Source organism: Paenibacillus nasutitermitis (genome assembly GCF_014641075.1).
Classification (GTDB): Bacteria; Bacillota; Bacilli; order Paenibacillales; family Paenibacillaceae; genus Paenibacillus_Z; species Paenibacillus_Z nasutitermitis.
This window is the reverse complement of the sequence record NZ_BMHP01000003.1, coordinates 928,201-944,779: the sequence shown is the minus strand read 5'-3', so window position 1 is coordinate 944,779 and position 16,579 is coordinate 928,201. Positions and strand designations below refer to the sequence as shown.

Annotated in this window: 14 protein-coding genes and 1 riboswitch; of the genes, 6 read left to right on the top strand and 8 right to left on the bottom strand. The window is 53.3% G+C overall.

The window, feature by feature from the left end; all coding sequences use genetic code 11:
* Window positions 1-2: 2 nt before the first annotated feature.
* Window positions 3-1,424 carry a sialate O-acetylesterase gene (locus IEY46_RS23000; protein ID WP_188995404.1) on the top strand — a complete coding sequence of 474 codons (1,422 nt, stop codon included), beginning with the start codon at window positions 3-5 and terminating at the stop codon, window positions 1,422-1,424.
* A gap of 240 nt (window positions 1,425-1,664) precedes the next feature.
* Here the strand turns inward: IEY46_RS23000 and IEY46_RS22995 are convergent, their stop codons facing one another.
* The 4 genes from IEY46_RS22995 to IEY46_RS22980 all read right to left on the bottom strand — a co-directional run bounded on the left by IEY46_RS22995 (window position 1,665) and on the right by IEY46_RS22980 (window position 3,708).
* Window positions 1,665-1,805 (bottom strand): hypothetical protein, encoded by a 141-nt coding sequence (locus IEY46_RS22995; protein ID WP_188995402.1) that lies wholly within the window; start codon window positions 1,803-1,805, stop codon window positions 1,665-1,667.
* Window positions 1,802-2,287, bottom strand: a complete 486-nt coding sequence (locus IEY46_RS22990) for a GNAT family N-acetyltransferase (RefSeq protein WP_188995400.1) — start codon at window positions 2,285-2,287, stop codon at window positions 1,802-1,804. The genes IEY46_RS22995 and IEY46_RS22990 overlap by 4 nt, the downstream gene beginning before the upstream one ends.
* Before the next feature lie 14 nt (window positions 2,288-2,301).
* Window positions 2,302-2,895 (bottom strand): DJ-1/PfpI family protein, encoded by a 594-nt coding sequence (locus IEY46_RS22985; RefSeq protein ID WP_188995398.1) that lies wholly within the window; start codon window positions 2,893-2,895, stop codon window positions 2,302-2,304.
* 68 nt (window positions 2,896-2,963) lie between these two features.
* Window positions 2,964-3,043: riboswitch (ZMP/ZTP riboswitch) on the bottom strand.
* A 77-nt stretch (window positions 3,044-3,120) separates the two neighbouring features.
* Complete coding sequence (locus IEY46_RS22980; protein WP_308422828.1) at window positions 3,121-3,708, bottom strand: VOC family protein; 588 nt, start codon at window positions 3,706-3,708, stop codon at window positions 3,121-3,123.
* A 355-nt stretch (window positions 3,709-4,063) separates the two neighbouring features.
* Between IEY46_RS22980 and IEY46_RS22975 the strand changes: the two genes are divergently transcribed.
* The 4 genes from IEY46_RS22975 to IEY46_RS22960 all read left to right on the top strand — a co-directional run bounded on the left by IEY46_RS22975 (window position 4,064) and on the right by IEY46_RS22960 (window position 9,687).
* Window positions 4,064-6,298, top strand: a complete 2,235-nt coding sequence (locus IEY46_RS22975) for an S-layer homology domain-containing protein (protein WP_188995396.1) — start codon at window positions 4,064-4,066, stop codon at window positions 6,296-6,298.
* 190 nt (window positions 6,299-6,488) lie between these two features.
* Window positions 6,489-7,205, top strand: coding sequence for an ABC transporter ATP-binding protein (locus tag IEY46_RS22970; protein WP_188995394.1), 717 nt, complete (start codon window positions 6,489-6,491; stop codon window positions 7,203-7,205).
* Entirely contained in the window at window positions 7,202-8,575 is a 1,374-nt protein-coding gene (locus tag IEY46_RS22965) for an ABC transporter permease (protein WP_188995392.1), read from the top strand. The genes IEY46_RS22970 and IEY46_RS22965 overlap by 4 nt, the downstream gene beginning before the upstream one ends.
* Before the next feature lie 29 nt (window positions 8,576-8,604).
* Window positions 8,605-9,687, top strand: a complete 1,083-nt coding sequence (locus tag IEY46_RS22960; RefSeq protein ID WP_188995390.1) for an efflux RND transporter periplasmic adaptor subunit — start codon at window positions 8,605-8,607, stop codon at window positions 9,685-9,687.
* Here the strand turns inward: IEY46_RS22960 and IEY46_RS22955 are convergent.
* Window positions 9,684-10,571, bottom strand: coding sequence for a helix-turn-helix domain-containing protein (locus tag IEY46_RS22955; protein WP_188995388.1), 888 nt, complete (start codon window positions 10,569-10,571; stop codon window positions 9,684-9,686). The two genes, IEY46_RS22960 and IEY46_RS22955, sit on opposite strands and share 4 nt — an antisense overlap.
* A gap of 135 nt (window positions 10,572-10,706) precedes the next feature.
* Between IEY46_RS22955 and IEY46_RS22950 the strand changes: the two genes are divergently transcribed.
* Window positions 10,707-13,178, top strand: a complete 2,472-nt coding sequence (locus IEY46_RS22950; RefSeq protein ID WP_188995386.1) for a glycoside hydrolase family 38 N-terminal domain-containing protein — start codon at window positions 10,707-10,709, stop codon at window positions 13,176-13,178.
* Window positions 13,179-13,249: 71 nt separating this feature from the next.
* Here IEY46_RS22950 and IEY46_RS22945 read toward each other — a convergent pair whose 3' ends face one another.
* The 3 genes from IEY46_RS22945 to IEY46_RS22935 form a co-directional block, all read right to left on the bottom strand.
* Window positions 13,250-14,077: a carbohydrate ABC transporter permease gene (locus IEY46_RS22945; RefSeq protein WP_188995385.1), complete on the bottom strand. Its 828-nt coding sequence runs from the start codon at window positions 14,075-14,077 to the stop codon at window positions 13,250-13,252.
* Window positions 14,078-14,122: 45 nt separating this feature from the next.
* Window positions 14,123-15,082: a carbohydrate ABC transporter permease gene (locus IEY46_RS22940; RefSeq protein ID WP_188995383.1), complete on the bottom strand. Its 960-nt coding sequence runs from the start codon at window positions 15,080-15,082 to the stop codon at window positions 14,123-14,125.
* A gap of 78 nt (window positions 15,083-15,160) precedes the next feature.
* Window positions 15,161-16,414, bottom strand: coding sequence for an ABC transporter substrate-binding protein (locus IEY46_RS22935; RefSeq protein WP_188995380.1), 1,254 nt, complete (start codon window positions 16,412-16,414; stop codon window positions 15,161-15,163).
* Window positions 16,415-16,579: the final 165 nt, after the last annotated feature.

Below are 16,579 nucleotides of genomic sequence, written 5' to 3'. Positions count from 1 at the left end.
CCATGGAGACAAGCCAAATCGGCGTTCGCGTGACGGAAGGGCCGTCATCGTGGACTGTATTGCAGCAGACGGGAGGATATGCTGATCTCTCGCTGAGAGGGGATTGGAATGTAAACGGCGACTACGATCCGGACCTCGTGAAGGCTTATGTCCGAATCGTGAATGAAGAGGACGGGCAAGCCGTCCTGCCATGGCAGCCTTGCGGCATGCATGAGAAACAGCATTGGTCGGTGCGGTTGTCTGTGCCGGCTGGAGGCTTGTACCGCGCGGAAACCTGTCTTCGGATCCGCAAGGACGATCCGGCGATGGAGTGGCCGCTGCGGGGAGATATGATCCATCATCTCGGCGTTGGCGACCTATGGATAATCGCCGGGCAGAGCAATGCGGCCGGCTATGGCAAAGGACCTTACGACGATCAACCGGAGCTTGGCGTGCATATGCTTCGTCACAATGGACATTGGGATATGGCCACCCATCCGCTCAATGAATCGACAGGAACGCTCCATCCGCCCAATCGCGAATGGTCCAATCCCGGGCACTCTCCTTTTCTGGTGTTCGGCAAGAGGCTGAAACAGGCGACCGGGTATCCGATCGGATTGATTCAGACCGCGCTTGGGGGCTCGCATCTGCGAAGCTGGAATCCGGAAGAGGAAGGCGAGCTTTACCGGAATATGAAGCAGATTGTCGAACAGGCGGGCAGGAAAATCAAAGGGATTCTCTGGTATCAGGGTTGCTCCGATGCGAATATGCCGGAAACGGACGAATCGGTCACTTATCTGCGCAGGTTCCGGACGGTTGTTGACCATTGGCGGGAAGACTTCGGCTTGGATACACTGCCGGTATTGACGGTCCAGCTTAACCGCTTGATTGGCTGGGAGGTCTCGGATGCCCTGGACCGCTGTTGGGGAAGGGTCCGGGAAGCGCAGAAGCAAGCCGCGGAAGAAATCCCGGGTGTATATGTCGTTCCAGCGCTGGACAGTCCGCTGTCGGATAACATTCATAACAGTCCTGCAGGGAACTTGAAGATTGGCGAGCGTTTGGCCCGTGTTGCTTTATCCGCCGTATACGGAAGTCATCTTCCTTACCGCGCTCCCCGCGCCGTGAAGGCATTGTCCCGCGTTAATCCGGAGACGGAGGTGTCAGAAATCGTTCTCCAATTCGCGGACGTGGCGGGTTTTCTTCTGACCCATACGAAGGAGGATGTGTTTACGGTCGAAGATGCCGCCGGGCGGATAGGCGTGATGGAATGGCACATCATCGCCGACCATGAAGTGCTGCTCACTCTGTCCCGTCATCCACAGGAAGGTGCCGCCGTTCATGGCGCGTTCGAGACCAACCCGGCTTATTACGTGCCTTTCGATAACGCAACCCAATGGCCGATGCTGGCCTTTTACGGTCTGCCGGTCGATCCTTCCGACTGTTAGTAGCTGCAGACGATAATCGTGTAATTCAGACGTCCCCCAAGCTATTATTGGTTCTTCTTTGAACAAACCCCGGGCAAACATAGATCGAATCGGTTCTTAGGAAATTCAGCCGCAGGGAGGACGACTATTCCCCCTCGAGAACGCCGTCCCTGGCGGGCATACCCTTGCAAGGTATGAATCGGAGGGTATGTTTCTGCTTAAGGCATGTTCTTAATACTGGCTCGAGGATCCCGAATGGATTTACGGCGACGCTTTTACGAGCAGCTGTTTGCTGGAGAAGCTTCCGGGCTTGCTGCGCAGGTCATCCTGAGCATCCTCGGATGCAGGAGCTGGAGCTGCAATTACGGAATGAAAAGCGATTATAACGTTACCGCTTATCATCCTTTAGTCAGCTTCTTTTCAAATGTGACCCGATGATAATCCCGCCTGAAATAATCCTGTTCATGGAGCGTGCATTCGAACCCGATGCCCCTGTAGAAGGCCAATGCCGAAGCGGTATGAGGAGGGTGGTCCAACGTATAAAGGATAACCTTTGCAGCGCCCAGATCAGCAAGGGTCGAGCAGATGGTATGAAGAAGGGTTTTGCCAACCCCTCTCCTTTGCTGATTTACTCTGGCGGCAACGCCGACAATTTCGTATTTATGCACTTCCTCATTAAACAGATAGCCGGCATGACCGATGATGTCGCCATTTTCGTCAAGCATGACATAATAGCCGCTCCTCCGGAAATCCCTTGTTGCCAGAAACTGATTCCAGCGTTCGGGATATTTCCTCCTGATGAAATCCAGAAAAGCCAAAGGATGCTCTGCCAGAAAGTTTTGGACAATGGCAGGATCGTCTGGTTCAAGCGTGCGAATGATCAATCGTTCTCCTCCTGTCAGGTGCCCGGCTGCTCAATCATCTGTCCCGGCCGATAATAGGGATAATCCATTTTCTCTTGTACCTGCCGGGCAAACTCCGTGCTCGTCAAGGATTCCACCAGGTATAATCCCAGATCAAGCGAAGCGGAGACGCCGCCGCCGGTGAACACATTGCCATCCCTGACAATCCGCGACTTGACGACCTCAGAGCAATAAGGGGCCAGCAGCTCATAAGCAGAAGGATTTGTCGTAGCACGTTTACCTTCCAGGAAGCCGGCCGCTCCCAGCAGCAGGGATCCTGTACAAACCGAAGCTTTGATCTCCACATTACGCGCCGATTGCAGCCAGGAGATGAAATCGGGGTCATCTTTAAGCTGCCGTGTGGCAAATCCGCCGGGGACGAACAGCAGGTCATACCCCGAGAGATCCGGATAGACATGCGGCACTTTAATCGTGAGTCCCCGGTCGTCCGTGATTTCTGCTTTCGTTGAGCAGAATTCCCAGGTCACGCCTTCTTTCGCCTTCAGAATTCCCATCCATGTTACCGCCTCATAAAAACCCGAAAAATCCAGCAGGGTCATCCCGTCAAATAAAATAAAGGCCATTTTCATTTTCTGCTTACCAACCTTTCTGTTTGTTGTATGAAACAAAAAAAAGTATCTGATCCCATGTGGATCAAATACTTTGCCCAGGCGTACGGCCGCTTTTACATGTGTTCCCTCATGGTTATCCATGTTTACGCCAGTCACACACCGCTTATTTAATTGTTATTATCTTATCTTTTATTGTCTGAATATTCAAGTATTTTAATGTCCCAACATTTGCTGCAAAGTTACTTATTCCCGGCAAATCATCAGTAAATTATCATCGGGATCTTTGATCACAAACCAGTGATTATCCTGAATACCGGTCACGAGGGTGACATCATTTGCTTTGGCAAAATCATAAGATGCCTGAAGGTCGTCGGTCATCAGCATAAACGCAGGCGTCTTAATATTCGGGGCGCCGCCTGGTTCCTTCCCGCCCCACATGGGCATCGTGTCGAGAATCAGGCCGGAGCCCTCCATCGGCAGCGGACAGAGATGGCCGTTCATAATCTCGCAATCTGCATTCAGTCCCAGCAAGCGGCAATACCATTCGCGCGAGCGCTCGATATCCCGGACGGGCACGAAAATATCGCCTACCTTGTTTTTGATCGGGCTTTGCTTAACAGACTTGGACGGCTTCTCTTGCTCGGAATTGCTCATATCCATTCCCCCAAATAATAGTTTGGCCGCATTCAGCATGACGACCGGCTTGTACCACTCGGTTCCCCGGTCCGCTCCCTTTCCGCGTACGAAAAGCTTACCGGAAGCTCTCCCAACCTGATGTTTTCTGGCATGCTCGCTGAACCGGAACCCTCCCTGAAAAGGCTGGCGGCCCATCAGGCTTCGTCACATCCGGCGGCTCTATTCGCGCGAAGAGATGCCCCTCTATATAACCGATAGCCTGCTGCACCGCTTTTGCCGTTTCCAATCCACCCGTTTCCTGACGTGAAGCCGTCCGTTCTTAGCTCTATAATACCAAATGGCGGACTGAAAAACGTGCCGTTTTTTATCAAGAAACGAAAACCATAATCTGTCATTTTTTATTGTTGACAGCAGCGGGGCCTTTCACTATGCTGATCTTAAAATGGTGGAAAAGACAAAGTAATCCAGCTTTCTCTGAAGCGGTTATGGGGAGCATTCCCCTGACTTGTAAGACCGGCTTGCATCCGATTTAAAAGAAGGAGATCATGTTATGCCAAAACGAAAGCATCTGATCATGGTTTTGCTTTTTCTGCTGGGTTGTGCTTCCTTTTCCTCTGCTGCGGGGGCGTTGCCGGCCGGGGATCCGACAACTTCCATTATTCCACTCCCGGGTTCGGTCATTTCGGGTGCGGTCGTCCTTCAGGAGAAACCTGCCGTGCGCTGGAATTATGACATGGGAAACAAAGAGATACTGATGGATCCTGCGGTAGGCCCGGATGGGACCCTGTATGTCAGTTATATTGGAAAAAGCGCAGGGGATCAGGGGCTGCTTGCCATTAATCCGAACGGGACCCTGCAGTGGAAGACAGACACCAAGCTGATCGTATCCACATCTGTTTTCACAGGGGATGATGGTACCGTTTATGTAGGGACGATGGGTTTTTTCGGTTCGGGAACCCTACTGGCGATGAACCCGAACGGATCGGTCAAATGGTCCTTTGGCCAGGATTTGCTTTTCCATACGCCACCTGTTGCGGGCAAGGACGGCGTGCTTTATGTCGCACCGGGAGACGGGGTTCTGTATGCGCTGCATTCCGCCGACGGATCGGTGAAATGGTCTATTGAATTAGGTAAATACTCTTCCATAAGCTTAGCCGTCGGAGATGACGGGACGGTCTATGCGGCGAACGCCGGAGACACGCTGTATGCCATTAAACCCAACGGCAGCATGAAATGGACGTTCAAAGGGGATGCCCCCTTTATTACGAGTCCTGCTGTAGGTCCGGAGGGGGTTATCTATGTCGGATCATCCGGAGGCAGGATCACGGCCGTTTCACCGGACGGCACCAAAAGAGGCGGGTTCACAGCAGGCGGGGGCATCACATCGGCGGCTGTCGGAGCGGATGGAGCCATCTACTTCGGTGCCGAAGATTCCACACTGTATGCCCTTTTGCCGGATATGAAGCTCAAATGGAAAGCGGTTCTGAACGGGCCGGTAAGCGCGGTTCCCGTGATCGGAGCGGACGGGAAGATCTATGCGGCAACATCGACTAAAAAAGCGGCCGGAAGCTCCATCTACGCCGTGCTGCCAAGCGGCAGGGTGGGGTGGAAATTTGACATGAAAACAAGCAAGGTCTACAAGCCGGCAGTTGGTCCCGGCAATACGCTGTATTCATTGGAAAGCAGCGGCTTGGTTTATGCGCTGTCGATACCGGTAAATAAAATCGCTTTGAACCAGTCGGAGCTTGCGCTGGAGCCGGGAACCTCCGGGAATTTGAAAGCTGTGATGGAGCCTGCCAATGTCTCCAATCCCAAAGTAATATGGAGCAGCACGAATCCCGGCATTGCCTCCGTGGACAGCAGCGGCGCGGTAACGGCTATCTCTTCCGGCAAGGCCACCATCACTGCCACTGCCGCGGACAATGGGCTTTCTGCCGCATGCGTCGTTACCGTTAGCAGCAAATCCGGGGCAATCGAGGTGACAAGCGTCAAGCTGAATAAGTTCGTTCTTTCGCTGCGGATGGGGGAGAGCGAAACCTTATCCGCTACCGTAATTCCAACCAATGCGGCGAATAAGAAAGTAGCCTGGAAGAGCAGCAAACCTTCGGCGGTCCAGGTTGATGCAAAAGGGAAAGTGACGGCGCTGTCGGTAGGAACGGCCCAAATCAGCGTCAAAACGGAAGACGGCGAGTTCTTCGCCGCCTGTATCGTAACCGTGGCAGCGGCTTCCGGTGATGCCCCTTCCTATGCGGATACGAAAGGAAATTGGGCGGAGGAGAGCATCCGTGCTGCGGCAGGCATGGAGGTTGCCAAGGGATATCCTGACGGTACCTTCCGCCCGGATGCGAACATTACCCGGGCAGAGTTTACCGTGATGCTCATGAACGGTTTAAAAACAGACACCGCGGCAGCACCGCTTAAGTTCAAGGACAACGAAGCGATTCCGTCCTGGGCAATGGCGGCGGTTCAAAAGGCAGTCGCTCTCGGCTTCATTAACGGATATGCGGACGGGTCGTTCCGGCCCAATGCCAACATCACCCATGCCGAGCTAACCTCCATGGTTGTCAAGGCGTCTGGCCTGCCGGTCGACCCTGGCGCTATCACAGGGTATGCCGATGACGGGGACATTCCCGCATGGGCCAAAGCTTCGGCTGCGACGGCGGAGAAGAATGGGATCATCGTGGTCGGCGGCAAACCGGGCAACAACTTCACGCCCAAGGCGCTGGCCAGCAGAGCCGAAGCCGTCAGCGCTATTGTCAGCTTATTAAGCGTGAGGCAGCAGTAATCCTCTACAGAGACCAGCATCATTGCAAAAAAAATAGCGTTTCAGGTGCTTCAACCTGCAGCGCTATTTTTCGTTTTTAAAACCCTATTTCCATATAAATCTATTTGTCCCAATCAATCGTTAAATAGAAGGAAACCGGTATTGATAAGGATTACCGGGTTGTTATTTGTATAAGGAAAGGGTTGGATAAATGCTGCGTGTTGAAGATGTATCGCATTCTTTTAAGAATGGCAGTGAAATAACTCCGGTGCTCCAGCATATCAGTTTCCAGGTCAAACAGGGCGAGATGATCGCGCTGCTTGGAAGCTCCGGCTCCGGAAAGTCCACTTTGCTCAACTTGATGGCGGGCTTAATGAAACCCACGGAAGGCGCGATCCATATTGCCGGCCATAATATTGTGGAGATGGGGGAGAACCGGCTTGCCGAATTCCGCCGTGCGCATATCGGGTTTATTTTTCAGGCTTACGAGCTGATTGCGAACCTCACGGTCCGCGAAAATGTGGAGCTGCCGCTTGTTTTTCAATCCGTTCATCCTTCTATCCGCAAACAGAAGGCGCTCGCCCTTCTGGCTCAGGTGGGCATACCGGAGAAGGCGGAGCAATTTCCTTCCCAGCTCTCCGGGGGACAGCAGCAGCGCGTCAGCATTGCACGGTCGCTCATTACCGAGCCGTCTGTTATTTTTGCGGACGAGCCTACGGGAAATCTGGATACCAGGACGGAGGAAGAAATTATCGCCATCCTGAAGAACCTCAACAAAACGATGCAAACCACCTTTATCATCGTGACGCATGAACGTGAGGTCGCCCAGCAGACGCAGCATATTATTACGCTGCGTGACGGTTCGCTGCTGACAGAGAAAGAGACAGAGGCGGCCGGCGCAGTCAGGGGAAGGGAGGTCAAGAGTTGAGAATTCGCGATATTACACGCCTCTCATGGGATCAGGTGAAACGGCGCAAGGTGGTTACGGCGCTATGTGCGGCAGGTATTTCTATCGGGTGCGCGGCGATCGTCGTAGCCTTGAGCGTCGGCCAGTCTGCACAGACTTATATTGAGCAGGAAATGAACAGCTTTTTCAAGATGGATGAAATAACCGTCATGGAGAACAGCGGTGTATCCTCATCAAGCAGCCAGGGGCAAAGCGCTTCCGCAGATTCCGAAAATCTTGAGCGGGGGAAGCTGACACAGCAGAAGCTGGAAATTATCCGCAATATACCCCATGTGAAAGCGGCTGCGGCATTCCAGCAGCTGAACAGTTTTCAAATGCTGACCATGGATAACCGCAATTCCTATATCGAAATTATCGGAACTGACCTGGAGCTGCTCAAGGATTTTGACAAGCCGCTCATGCAGGGCTCGGCTTTGGATGGGGAGGGAACCGTGATTCTCAGCTATGGGGCGACGCTGGGACTCGTCGATGATGAGACCCGCCAGAACCTGATCGATCAGCTTCAGCGCAATCCTTATGACACCAAGCTGACCGAGCAATACAATAAACTGAATCGGGTGCCCTCCTCCCTTTATCAGAGGCAGTTGCAGTTCCGCAGCTTTCAACAGGAAAATGGGAAAGCGGCGAACAGCTCGCCTTACCGCGTCGCCGGCATATTGAAGAAACCCAGCGGGGCAAATGAGGATTCGATTGCTTATGACAAGAAAGCATATGTCTCCCTGGAGACGGCCCGAATACTGGAGCAGGAATTATACCCCGACCGGGCCAATCAGCCTGCTGAAGCGGACAGCTATAATTCCGTGGTCGTCAAGGTAGACGACCAGGCGAATGTCGAGCAGGTGGAGAAACAGATTCAGAAGCTGACGCTCTCGACCCAAACGAATCTGCAGCAAAAGGAACGGATCGCCCAGCAGTTCAGCATCATCAAGGGCGTGGCATTGGGCGGCGGTGTGTTTATCCTCATTATCGCCTCTATCTCTATCGTGGTGGCGATGACCATGTCCACTTACCAGCGGCGGCGGCAGATCGGAATTATGAAGGTGCTCGGCGCGAATCTGGGACAAATCCGCAATATGTTCATTGTAGAGGCGGCGCTTCTGGGACTGCTTGGCGGGCTTTTGGGCGTGCTGTTCTCCTATTGGATCGTATGGGGCATTAACGGAATTATAAATGCCGTCAGCTCCGGGCAGGAGGAAGTCATCATCTTCATCCCGCTGATGACGATCCCTGTAGGCATGCTGTTTGCTATTATGACTGGCGTATTATCCGGCATCTATCCGGCTATCAGCGCGTCGCGCACCGATGCTCTGACCGCCATCCGAAGAGATTAGCCATAACAGGCAGGAGAGGGGAAAGAAGCATGAAGAAAAAAATAAAATGGCTGATTGCGGGGGTTATTCTGATTGGCATCAGCTACACGCTCTACACGGTATCGAAGCCGGCTCCCAAGGTAGAGGAAACGATGAACAACCAGGCCATCACCTTCGAGGTTGCCAAGAAGACGCTGGTGAATACGGTGGAGGTAAAGGGGAAATCCATGTATGAGCAGGAAACGCTGGTCTACGCTCCTTTTGGCTCGAGAGTCAAGGCGTGGAGCGTGGAGGACGGCCAGCAGGTGAAGAAAGGAGATGCTCTCTTCCGGCTGGATCAGACAGAGATCCAGAATGAAATCACGCAGCAGGAAGCGGAAATACATAAATCGAAGCTGGAAGCCCAATTGAATGCGTTCATGGGTCAGCTTGATCAGGGAACGGAAACGCTAGAGGGCGATGAATCGGCCAGGATTCGGGGGCTTGCAGCCAAAGAGGTTGCCCGGTTGAATCAGGAGCTTAGCGATGTGACGAGCGAAATCAAGCTCAAGGATATTGCGCAGCGCAAGGCCAAGCTTGGCGAAGCCAACTTCCGTTCCCCCGCTTCGGGCATCTTTCTGTACGACAGCGCCAATGCCCGTCCACAGGCAGTAACCGAAAATCAATACGTGGGCAAAATCGTCGACCTGAACAAGCTCCAATTGATTGCGTATGTCGGCGAACAGGATATTTTCAGCATCAAGCCGGGCATGCCGGTCGTGGTCAAGATGACGGCGAAGAAGGAGCTTAAGCTCAAGGGCAGTGTACTGAAGGTATCCAAATTTGCCAAGACCGGAGCAGAGCAGAGCAATGCCGACCAGGCCGCCCAGTTCGAGGTGGTTGTTGCCCTGGAGCCCAGCGAATATCTGATAGCCGGCCTTAGCCTGAACGGTGAAATTGAAATCACCCGCAAGGAAAATGTAACGGTTGTGCCTACGATCGCGGTTATGCGCGAGCAGAATGCTTATTATGTCATGCTGGAGAAAGAAAAAGGCGTCTATGAGCGGAAGGATATCAAAATTGGTATGGAAACGCCGGAGAATACGGAGGTGCTGGAAGGCCTGAAGGCAGGCGATACTGTCATTCTGAATTAGTTGGATTGGACAAGCTGCTTGCGGTAAATAGACGGGCTGACGCCGAGCTTGCGCTTGAACGCCTTGCTGAAATAGTAGATATCCGGAAAACCGGCCTTGGCGGCGATTTCCTTGATGGACAGTTGAGGATCCTCAAGCAGGTGGCAGGCTTTGGCCAGACGGATCTGGTTCATCCGCTCAATAATCGTCATTCCCGTCCGCCGCTTGTACAGTCTGGATAGATGGCCATAGCTCATATGCAGGGAGGCGGCAAGCGCCGTGGCATTCAGTTGATCCCCGTAAACACCCTCCATGTAAATTTCCACTTTCTTCACCAGCTGATCAGGGAGCTCCGCTTCGTACGGGATATTCTGCTTGTCCGACTGCTGCACGGCCGCCAGCTTCTCCAGGAACTGGACAAGCATCAGCTGCAGCCCAAGAGGAGATCCCCCGTGCGCGGCATCGTGAAAGAAATACTGCAGATGGTCCAGCAGCCCGGAGCTGTCCCGGTAGCCGTCCACCCTCCAGCTTCCCAACCGGGCAAGCCGGGGGTAGATGCTGCCGGAGCTAGGGCCGTTAAGCTCCCGGAGCCTGAACCTGAAGCTGAAGCCTTCATGAGGGTTTCCTTTTGTGTAGATATGGGAATGGACAACGCCCGGCGGAATCAGGAAGAAATCGCCTTCCCGGATCGTGCGGGAGACGCTGCCGAAGCTCGTGATCATATAGCCGGAGAGCACATAATTGAATTCGAACCAGGTATGGGAATGCGGAGGACAGCTTGTGGCATTGCCTATTTGCTCAAAAGTGATATCGATCCAGTCGATCACGGTATCATTGACGGTAATTTCATGGCATAAACGATTGAATATAGGCGGCAATTGCACTTTCAAGGCTGGAATATCCATAATCAGACTCCTCCGCTTTTTCTTCACTATATCATAATAGGACAAAAAGTGATGAGAATAAGCGATTTACTCCAAGGCGGCTGCTGATTCAAAATGAAAGGAGGAAAAAGAAATCGATACAAGAAGGAGTTAACCATGAAAAAACTTCATTTGCTCAGCAACGCGCACCTGGATCCAGTCTGGCAGTGGGAATGGGAGGAGGGGGCGGCAGCCGCAATCTCGACTTTTCGCGCAGCCGCCGATTTCTGCGAGGAATATGAGGGATATGTGTTTAATCACAATGAGGTGATTCTGTACAAATGGGTGGAGGAGTACGAGCCTGTACTCTTCGAGCGGATCCAGAAGCTGGTCGCGCTCGGCAAGTGGCATATCATGGGGGGATGGTATTTGCAGCCGGACTGCAATATGCCTTCAGGGGAATCGTTTGTCCGCCAGATCGAGCTTGGCCGCCGTTATTTCCTTGATAAATTCGGCGTGCGCCCGACAACAGCAATCAATTTTGATTCCTTCGGCCACTCGCGGGGACTGGTGCAGATTATGCGGCTGGCGGGCTTCGATTCGTATATCTTCATGCGTCCCGACATTATGGAGACGCTCCCCGCCCATGACTTCATCTGGGAAGGCTATAACGGGAGCCGGATTATGGTCCACAAAGTCCAGGGAGGCTACAACAGCCAGCTCGGAAATGCCCACGAGAAGATCGCCCAGTGGCTGGAGCAGAATCCTGAAGAGCCGACGGGTCTGATTCTGTGGGGAGTCGGCAATCACGGCGGCGGCGCTTCCAGGCTGGACCTTGACCGGATTGCCCGGCTGAAGGAGCAGACGGAAACCTTCGAGCTCGTTCATTCCACGCCGGAGCAATATTTCCGGGATCTCCCCGGCTTGAAGGAGCTGCCGTCATTCGCAGGCGATCTCGTTTCTTGCAATGTGGGATGTTATACGTCGATGATCCGGATTAAACAGCAGCACCGCAAGCTGGAGAACGAGCTGTACATGACGGAGAAGATGCTGTCCGCAGCGGCGATTCAGGGGCTGCTGCATTATCCTGCCGCCGACCTGCACGAAGCCGCATGCGACCTGATGACGGCGCAGTTTCACGATATACTGCCAGGCTCGTCCGTACAGCAGGTGGAGGAGACGTCGCTGCGCCTGCTGGACCATGGCCTGGAAATTACGGCACGCCTGAAAGCCAGGGCGTTCTTCGCATTGGCTGCCGGTCAGCCGAAGGCTGAGCTTCAGGAATACCCTGTCCTTGTTTACAACCCGCATCCCTTCCCGGTAACGGGCCTCTTCGAATGCGAATTCATGCTGGAGGATCAGAACTGGAAAGAAGAATTCTCACAGCCGATCGTCTACAGGGACGGCATAAGACTTCCCGGCCAGGCGGAGAAGGAAGCCAGCAATTTGAATCTGGACTGGCGCAAAAAAGTCGTCTTCCGTGCCGAGCTTGCACCGTCGTCGATGAACCGGTTCGACTGCCGCATTGAACGGCTGGACAGCAAGCCGAAGCCGCAGCTTGTGGAAAGCGATGGACGGTTTACCTTCCGAACCGGCGAGCTGGAAGTGGTGATCAACGCAGGCACCGGCCTGCTGGATGAATATAAAGTGAACGGGGTATCCTGCCTGGCTCCCGGCGCCTTTCATCCGCTGGTGCTGCAGGACAATGAGGATCCCTGGAGAATGGACCGGTATGACTTTGGTCCGGTGATCGGTGGATTTAAGCTGATGGACCGCGGCCGGGGCAGCGATTTCTCCGGGCTGACGCAGGCGCTGCTGCCTTCCGTGCGGGTGGTGGAGGACGGAGAGGTCCGCACCATTATAGAAGCGGTGCTGCAGTACAATGAGTCGTCGCTATGCATCACCTACAAGCTGCCGAAGCAGGGGACGCAAATCGAGGTCCATGTACGTGTCTTCTGGAACGAGAAGAACAAGATGCTGAAGCTGTCCATCCCGACCGGGATCAAGGATGGCCGATATATTGGGCAGAGCGCGTTCGGAGCGGGGGAGCTTGCCGCGGACGGAACGGAGACGGTCGCTCAGAAGTGGGTCGCCGTCGTATCCCGCGAGCATAACCGGACAGTCACTTGTGTAAACGACGGGATATACGGTTCCGACTTCAGGGATGGGGAAATCCGGCTGTCGCTGCTGCGCGGAGCCGGTTACTGCGCTCATCCCATTCCGGGGCGGACGATTCTGCCGCAGGACCGCTTTCTCCCGAGAATCGATCAAGGCGAGCGGTTGTATACCTTCTGGCTGAACGCTTCGGAAACGGAAGACCGGCTTGCCCGGGTGGACCGCGAGGCTGGCGTTCACAATGAGAAGCCTTATGCCCTCTCCTTCTTCCCGTCCGGCGACGGTAGTCTTCCGGCATCCGCAGTCGGATTGTCGGACGAAGTCGTGCAGCTCAGTGCCTTCAAACAGGAGACGGATGGCGCTTTTACGGTGCGGCTGTTTGAACCGACCGGTACGGCTCGGGTGACCCGTTTATCCTTGCCCGTGCTTGGCATCGAACTGGATGTGCACGTAAACGGCTTTGAAATCAAAACCTTCCGCGTCGATCCGCAAGCCGGAACGATCGACGAATGTTCGATGATCGCTGAACAATAAACATTTCGCAAGCACAGCCCGCCATGCCGATCCATGCATGGCGGGCTGTTTGCTGTTTAAGATAAGGCCGCTCAGCTTTTGACGGCGCCTGCGGCGATATCGGAAATAAACTGCTTGCTGATAAAAAGAAACAGCACAATCAGCGGCAGTACGGCCAGAAGCGTACCGGCGATAACCATGGAGTAATCCGTCATATAAATGCCGTTCAGGGAAGAGAGAGCAATCTGCAACGTGTACTTGCTTTCATCGGTAATGATAATAAGCGGCCACAGGTAATCATTCCATACGCCAATAAAGGTGAACGCCCCCAGAAAGGACAGCGCGGGACGCAGGATCGGAAGCGAAATGTTCCAGTACAGCCGGAAAAACCCGCAGCCGTCCATTCGCCCGGCGTCCAGAAGCTCCGAAGGTATGGACTCCTCGGCATATTGTCTAATCCAGAAAATGCCGAATGCATTCACCATCCCAGGAATAATCAAGGCTTTGAAGGAGCCTACCCAGCCGAATTTGGCCATTATGACAAAGGAGGGTACAAGCGATAGCTGGGCAGGCGCCATCATGGTAGCCAGCAGCAGTACGAACAGCCAGTTTTTTCCCGGGAAGTCATATTTGGCAAAGGTAATTCCGGCCAGCGAATCGAAGAACAGCACCAGCAGCGTGCAGACACAGGCAACGAACAGTGTGTTCAGGAAAGCGCCGAAGAAATCTATGCTGGCCATGACCCGCGATATATTATCGAACAGCTGGCCCCCGAACCATAACTTCGGCGGGTAGCTGTAAATTTCCGCTGTCGTGCGCGTGGACATCACCACGAGCCAATAAAAGGGGAAGATTGAAACGAGAAATCCCGCAATCAATCCCAGATGAAGCAGAGCCGATTTCCATCTTGCTGTTGGCATTTCTCTCACCTCGTTTATAGAGTGTCATCCATATGGGAGTCATCGTCATTTATTGACCGAATTGCCCTGTACCAGCTTCCAGTTCACAATGGAGAACAGAGCGATAAGGACAAACATTCCCCAGCCGACGGCAGCTCCGTAACCAAAGTAATTGTTGATGAAAGCTTCGCGGTACAAATAAAGCACGATGGTGAGGCCGCCGCCGCTAACGCCGCCATCATTGCCGACAAGCACCTGGGGTTCAGTGAAGATCTGCATACCGCCTATGGTGGAGGTGATCACGGTAAACAGAATAATCGGCCGCAGAATGGGGACTGTGATCCGGAAAAAAGCCTGGGGGCCGGAGGCTCCATCCATTTTGGCCGCCTCATACAGCACCGTCGGAATGCTTTGCAGGCCAGCCAGATAAATGACGGCGTTATAACCGACCCAGCGCCAGACCACCATCAGGGAAACGGCCAGCTGGATGCCCCAGGTTTTGTTCAGCCACTCGACAGAGGTAAGGCCGAGCAAAGAGAGAATATAGTTGAGCAGGCCGTAATTATTGGAGAACAGGGTGCTGAAAATAATCGCTACCGCCACCAGCGAGGTAACATTTGGCAGAAAATAGCCGATCCGGAAGAAAGTACGGAATTTGACGAACGATGCGTTCAGCAGGAAGGCGACGACCAGAGCCGAGAACAGCATCGGAATAGTGGAATAGACCCAGATCAGCAGCGTGTTGCCGACCGCCTTCCAGAATTCGGGATCACTCAGCATAAAACGGTAATTGTTCAACCCGTTAAATGTCATATCCCCGATTCCATCCCATCGCTGAAACGACAGATACATGGAGAATGCAATCGGAAAAAGGCCGAATACCGCAAACAGCAGGTAAAATGGCGAAATCGCCAGGTAGGCCTTGCGGTGCTTCCATATTTCAGAGGCCTTACCAGGTTTGCGTTCCGGGCGCGGCGCATGCCGGTTCTGTTTGCTCAAGGCTGGTTGCTGTATCTGCTCGGCCATAACGTGTAGCCTCCTTGTGTGGAACGGCAATGGTTTGCCGTCTATTCCTTATTTAGGGGTCAGGCAAGGAGCACTGCATTATCGCAGCAGCTCCTTCTTGACCCGGGCCAGGGCATCCTCCCATGCTTCTTTCGGGTCCTTTCCTTGAAGAGCCACTGATTGGAGCTGGCGGTTGACGATGCCATTGAGATTGGCGTATTTGGATCCGAAGTATGAGGGCTTGACATTTCGTGCCGATTCGGTGAATATCTCACCGGTTGCCTGACCGCCGAAGAATTCTTCTTTCTCCAGCAGCGCCTGATCATCCAATGATTTTACAGCGGATGGAAACAAATTGATGTCAATGAAAGATTTAACCTGATTCTCCGGATTTTGGAGCCATTTGATGACCTCGAATGCTTCCTCCGGATACTCGCTCGTGGTCATAATGGACAGGAAGGAGCCGCCGTTGTTACCGTCACCACCCGGTGCCCGCGCCACACGCCATTTTCCGGCTGTATCGGGTGCGGCTTGCATAAGAATTTCCTTGTTCCAGACGGCGCCGACAAAGGAAGCGATCTTACCGTTGTTCATAGCGGCGTTCCACTCAGAGGTGCCGCCGTTTGTGTTGGCCAGCAGTCCCATTTTGGAGGCTCTCACCGCCAGATCCCACGCTTTTTTCATGGAAGAAGAGGCATCTTCCCCGATAAAAGTCTCGTCCATCGTAAAATAGATCTTGTCGCTTTGTGCGTTTACCTGTGTGTATATGCCGCCGATATTATCCGTCAGCTTAACATCCTTCCCAAGCGCGGCCTGGAGCTTCTCTCCCGCAGCAAAATAATCCTCCCAGGTGCCCATCGCCTTACCGACTTCCTGGGGATCGTCCGGCAGACCGGCTTTTTGAAACAGATCAGCGCGGTAGTACAACGCCGTTGGTCCTGTATCAAGGGGAAGCGCAATCATTTTTCCTTGGGGTGAAACGCCGAGCTGCCACTTCCAGTCCAGAAAATCCGGCTCAATTTCTTTGGCGCCGAGCTCGTAAAGGTCATAGAAACGGTCGCTGTTAGGGAACATTTCGGTAACCCAGTCATTGAAAGCGACGATATCGGGTCCACCCGATCCCGCGGCAAGCGTGGTTTTGAGCTTGGATTTGAAGTCGCCGCCAATTTTCTGGGCATTGATCCGAATGGATGGAAATTGGTTCTCAAGCGAAGCGATCAGCTTATCGTCTAGGCCGCGGTTCCAATACCATAAGGTAAGCGTTATCTTTTTGTCGCTTGAATTTCCTGCCGAGCAGCCGCAGACTGTCAGGACAAGGATGAATAACGTTAAGGCAATCCGCTTTTTTGCCACTTAAGCCGCCTCCCGTAGGTGTTCATGATCATAGTGCCGCATCCAGTGTATAAAAACTTGGCAGAATGACTCATGCGTGATGTTTCTTTAGTTATAAACGATTCCTTTCCAGATGAAACGACATGGAAAAAGTTACAAATCAAACCGTTCCATTCAGAAAAAAAG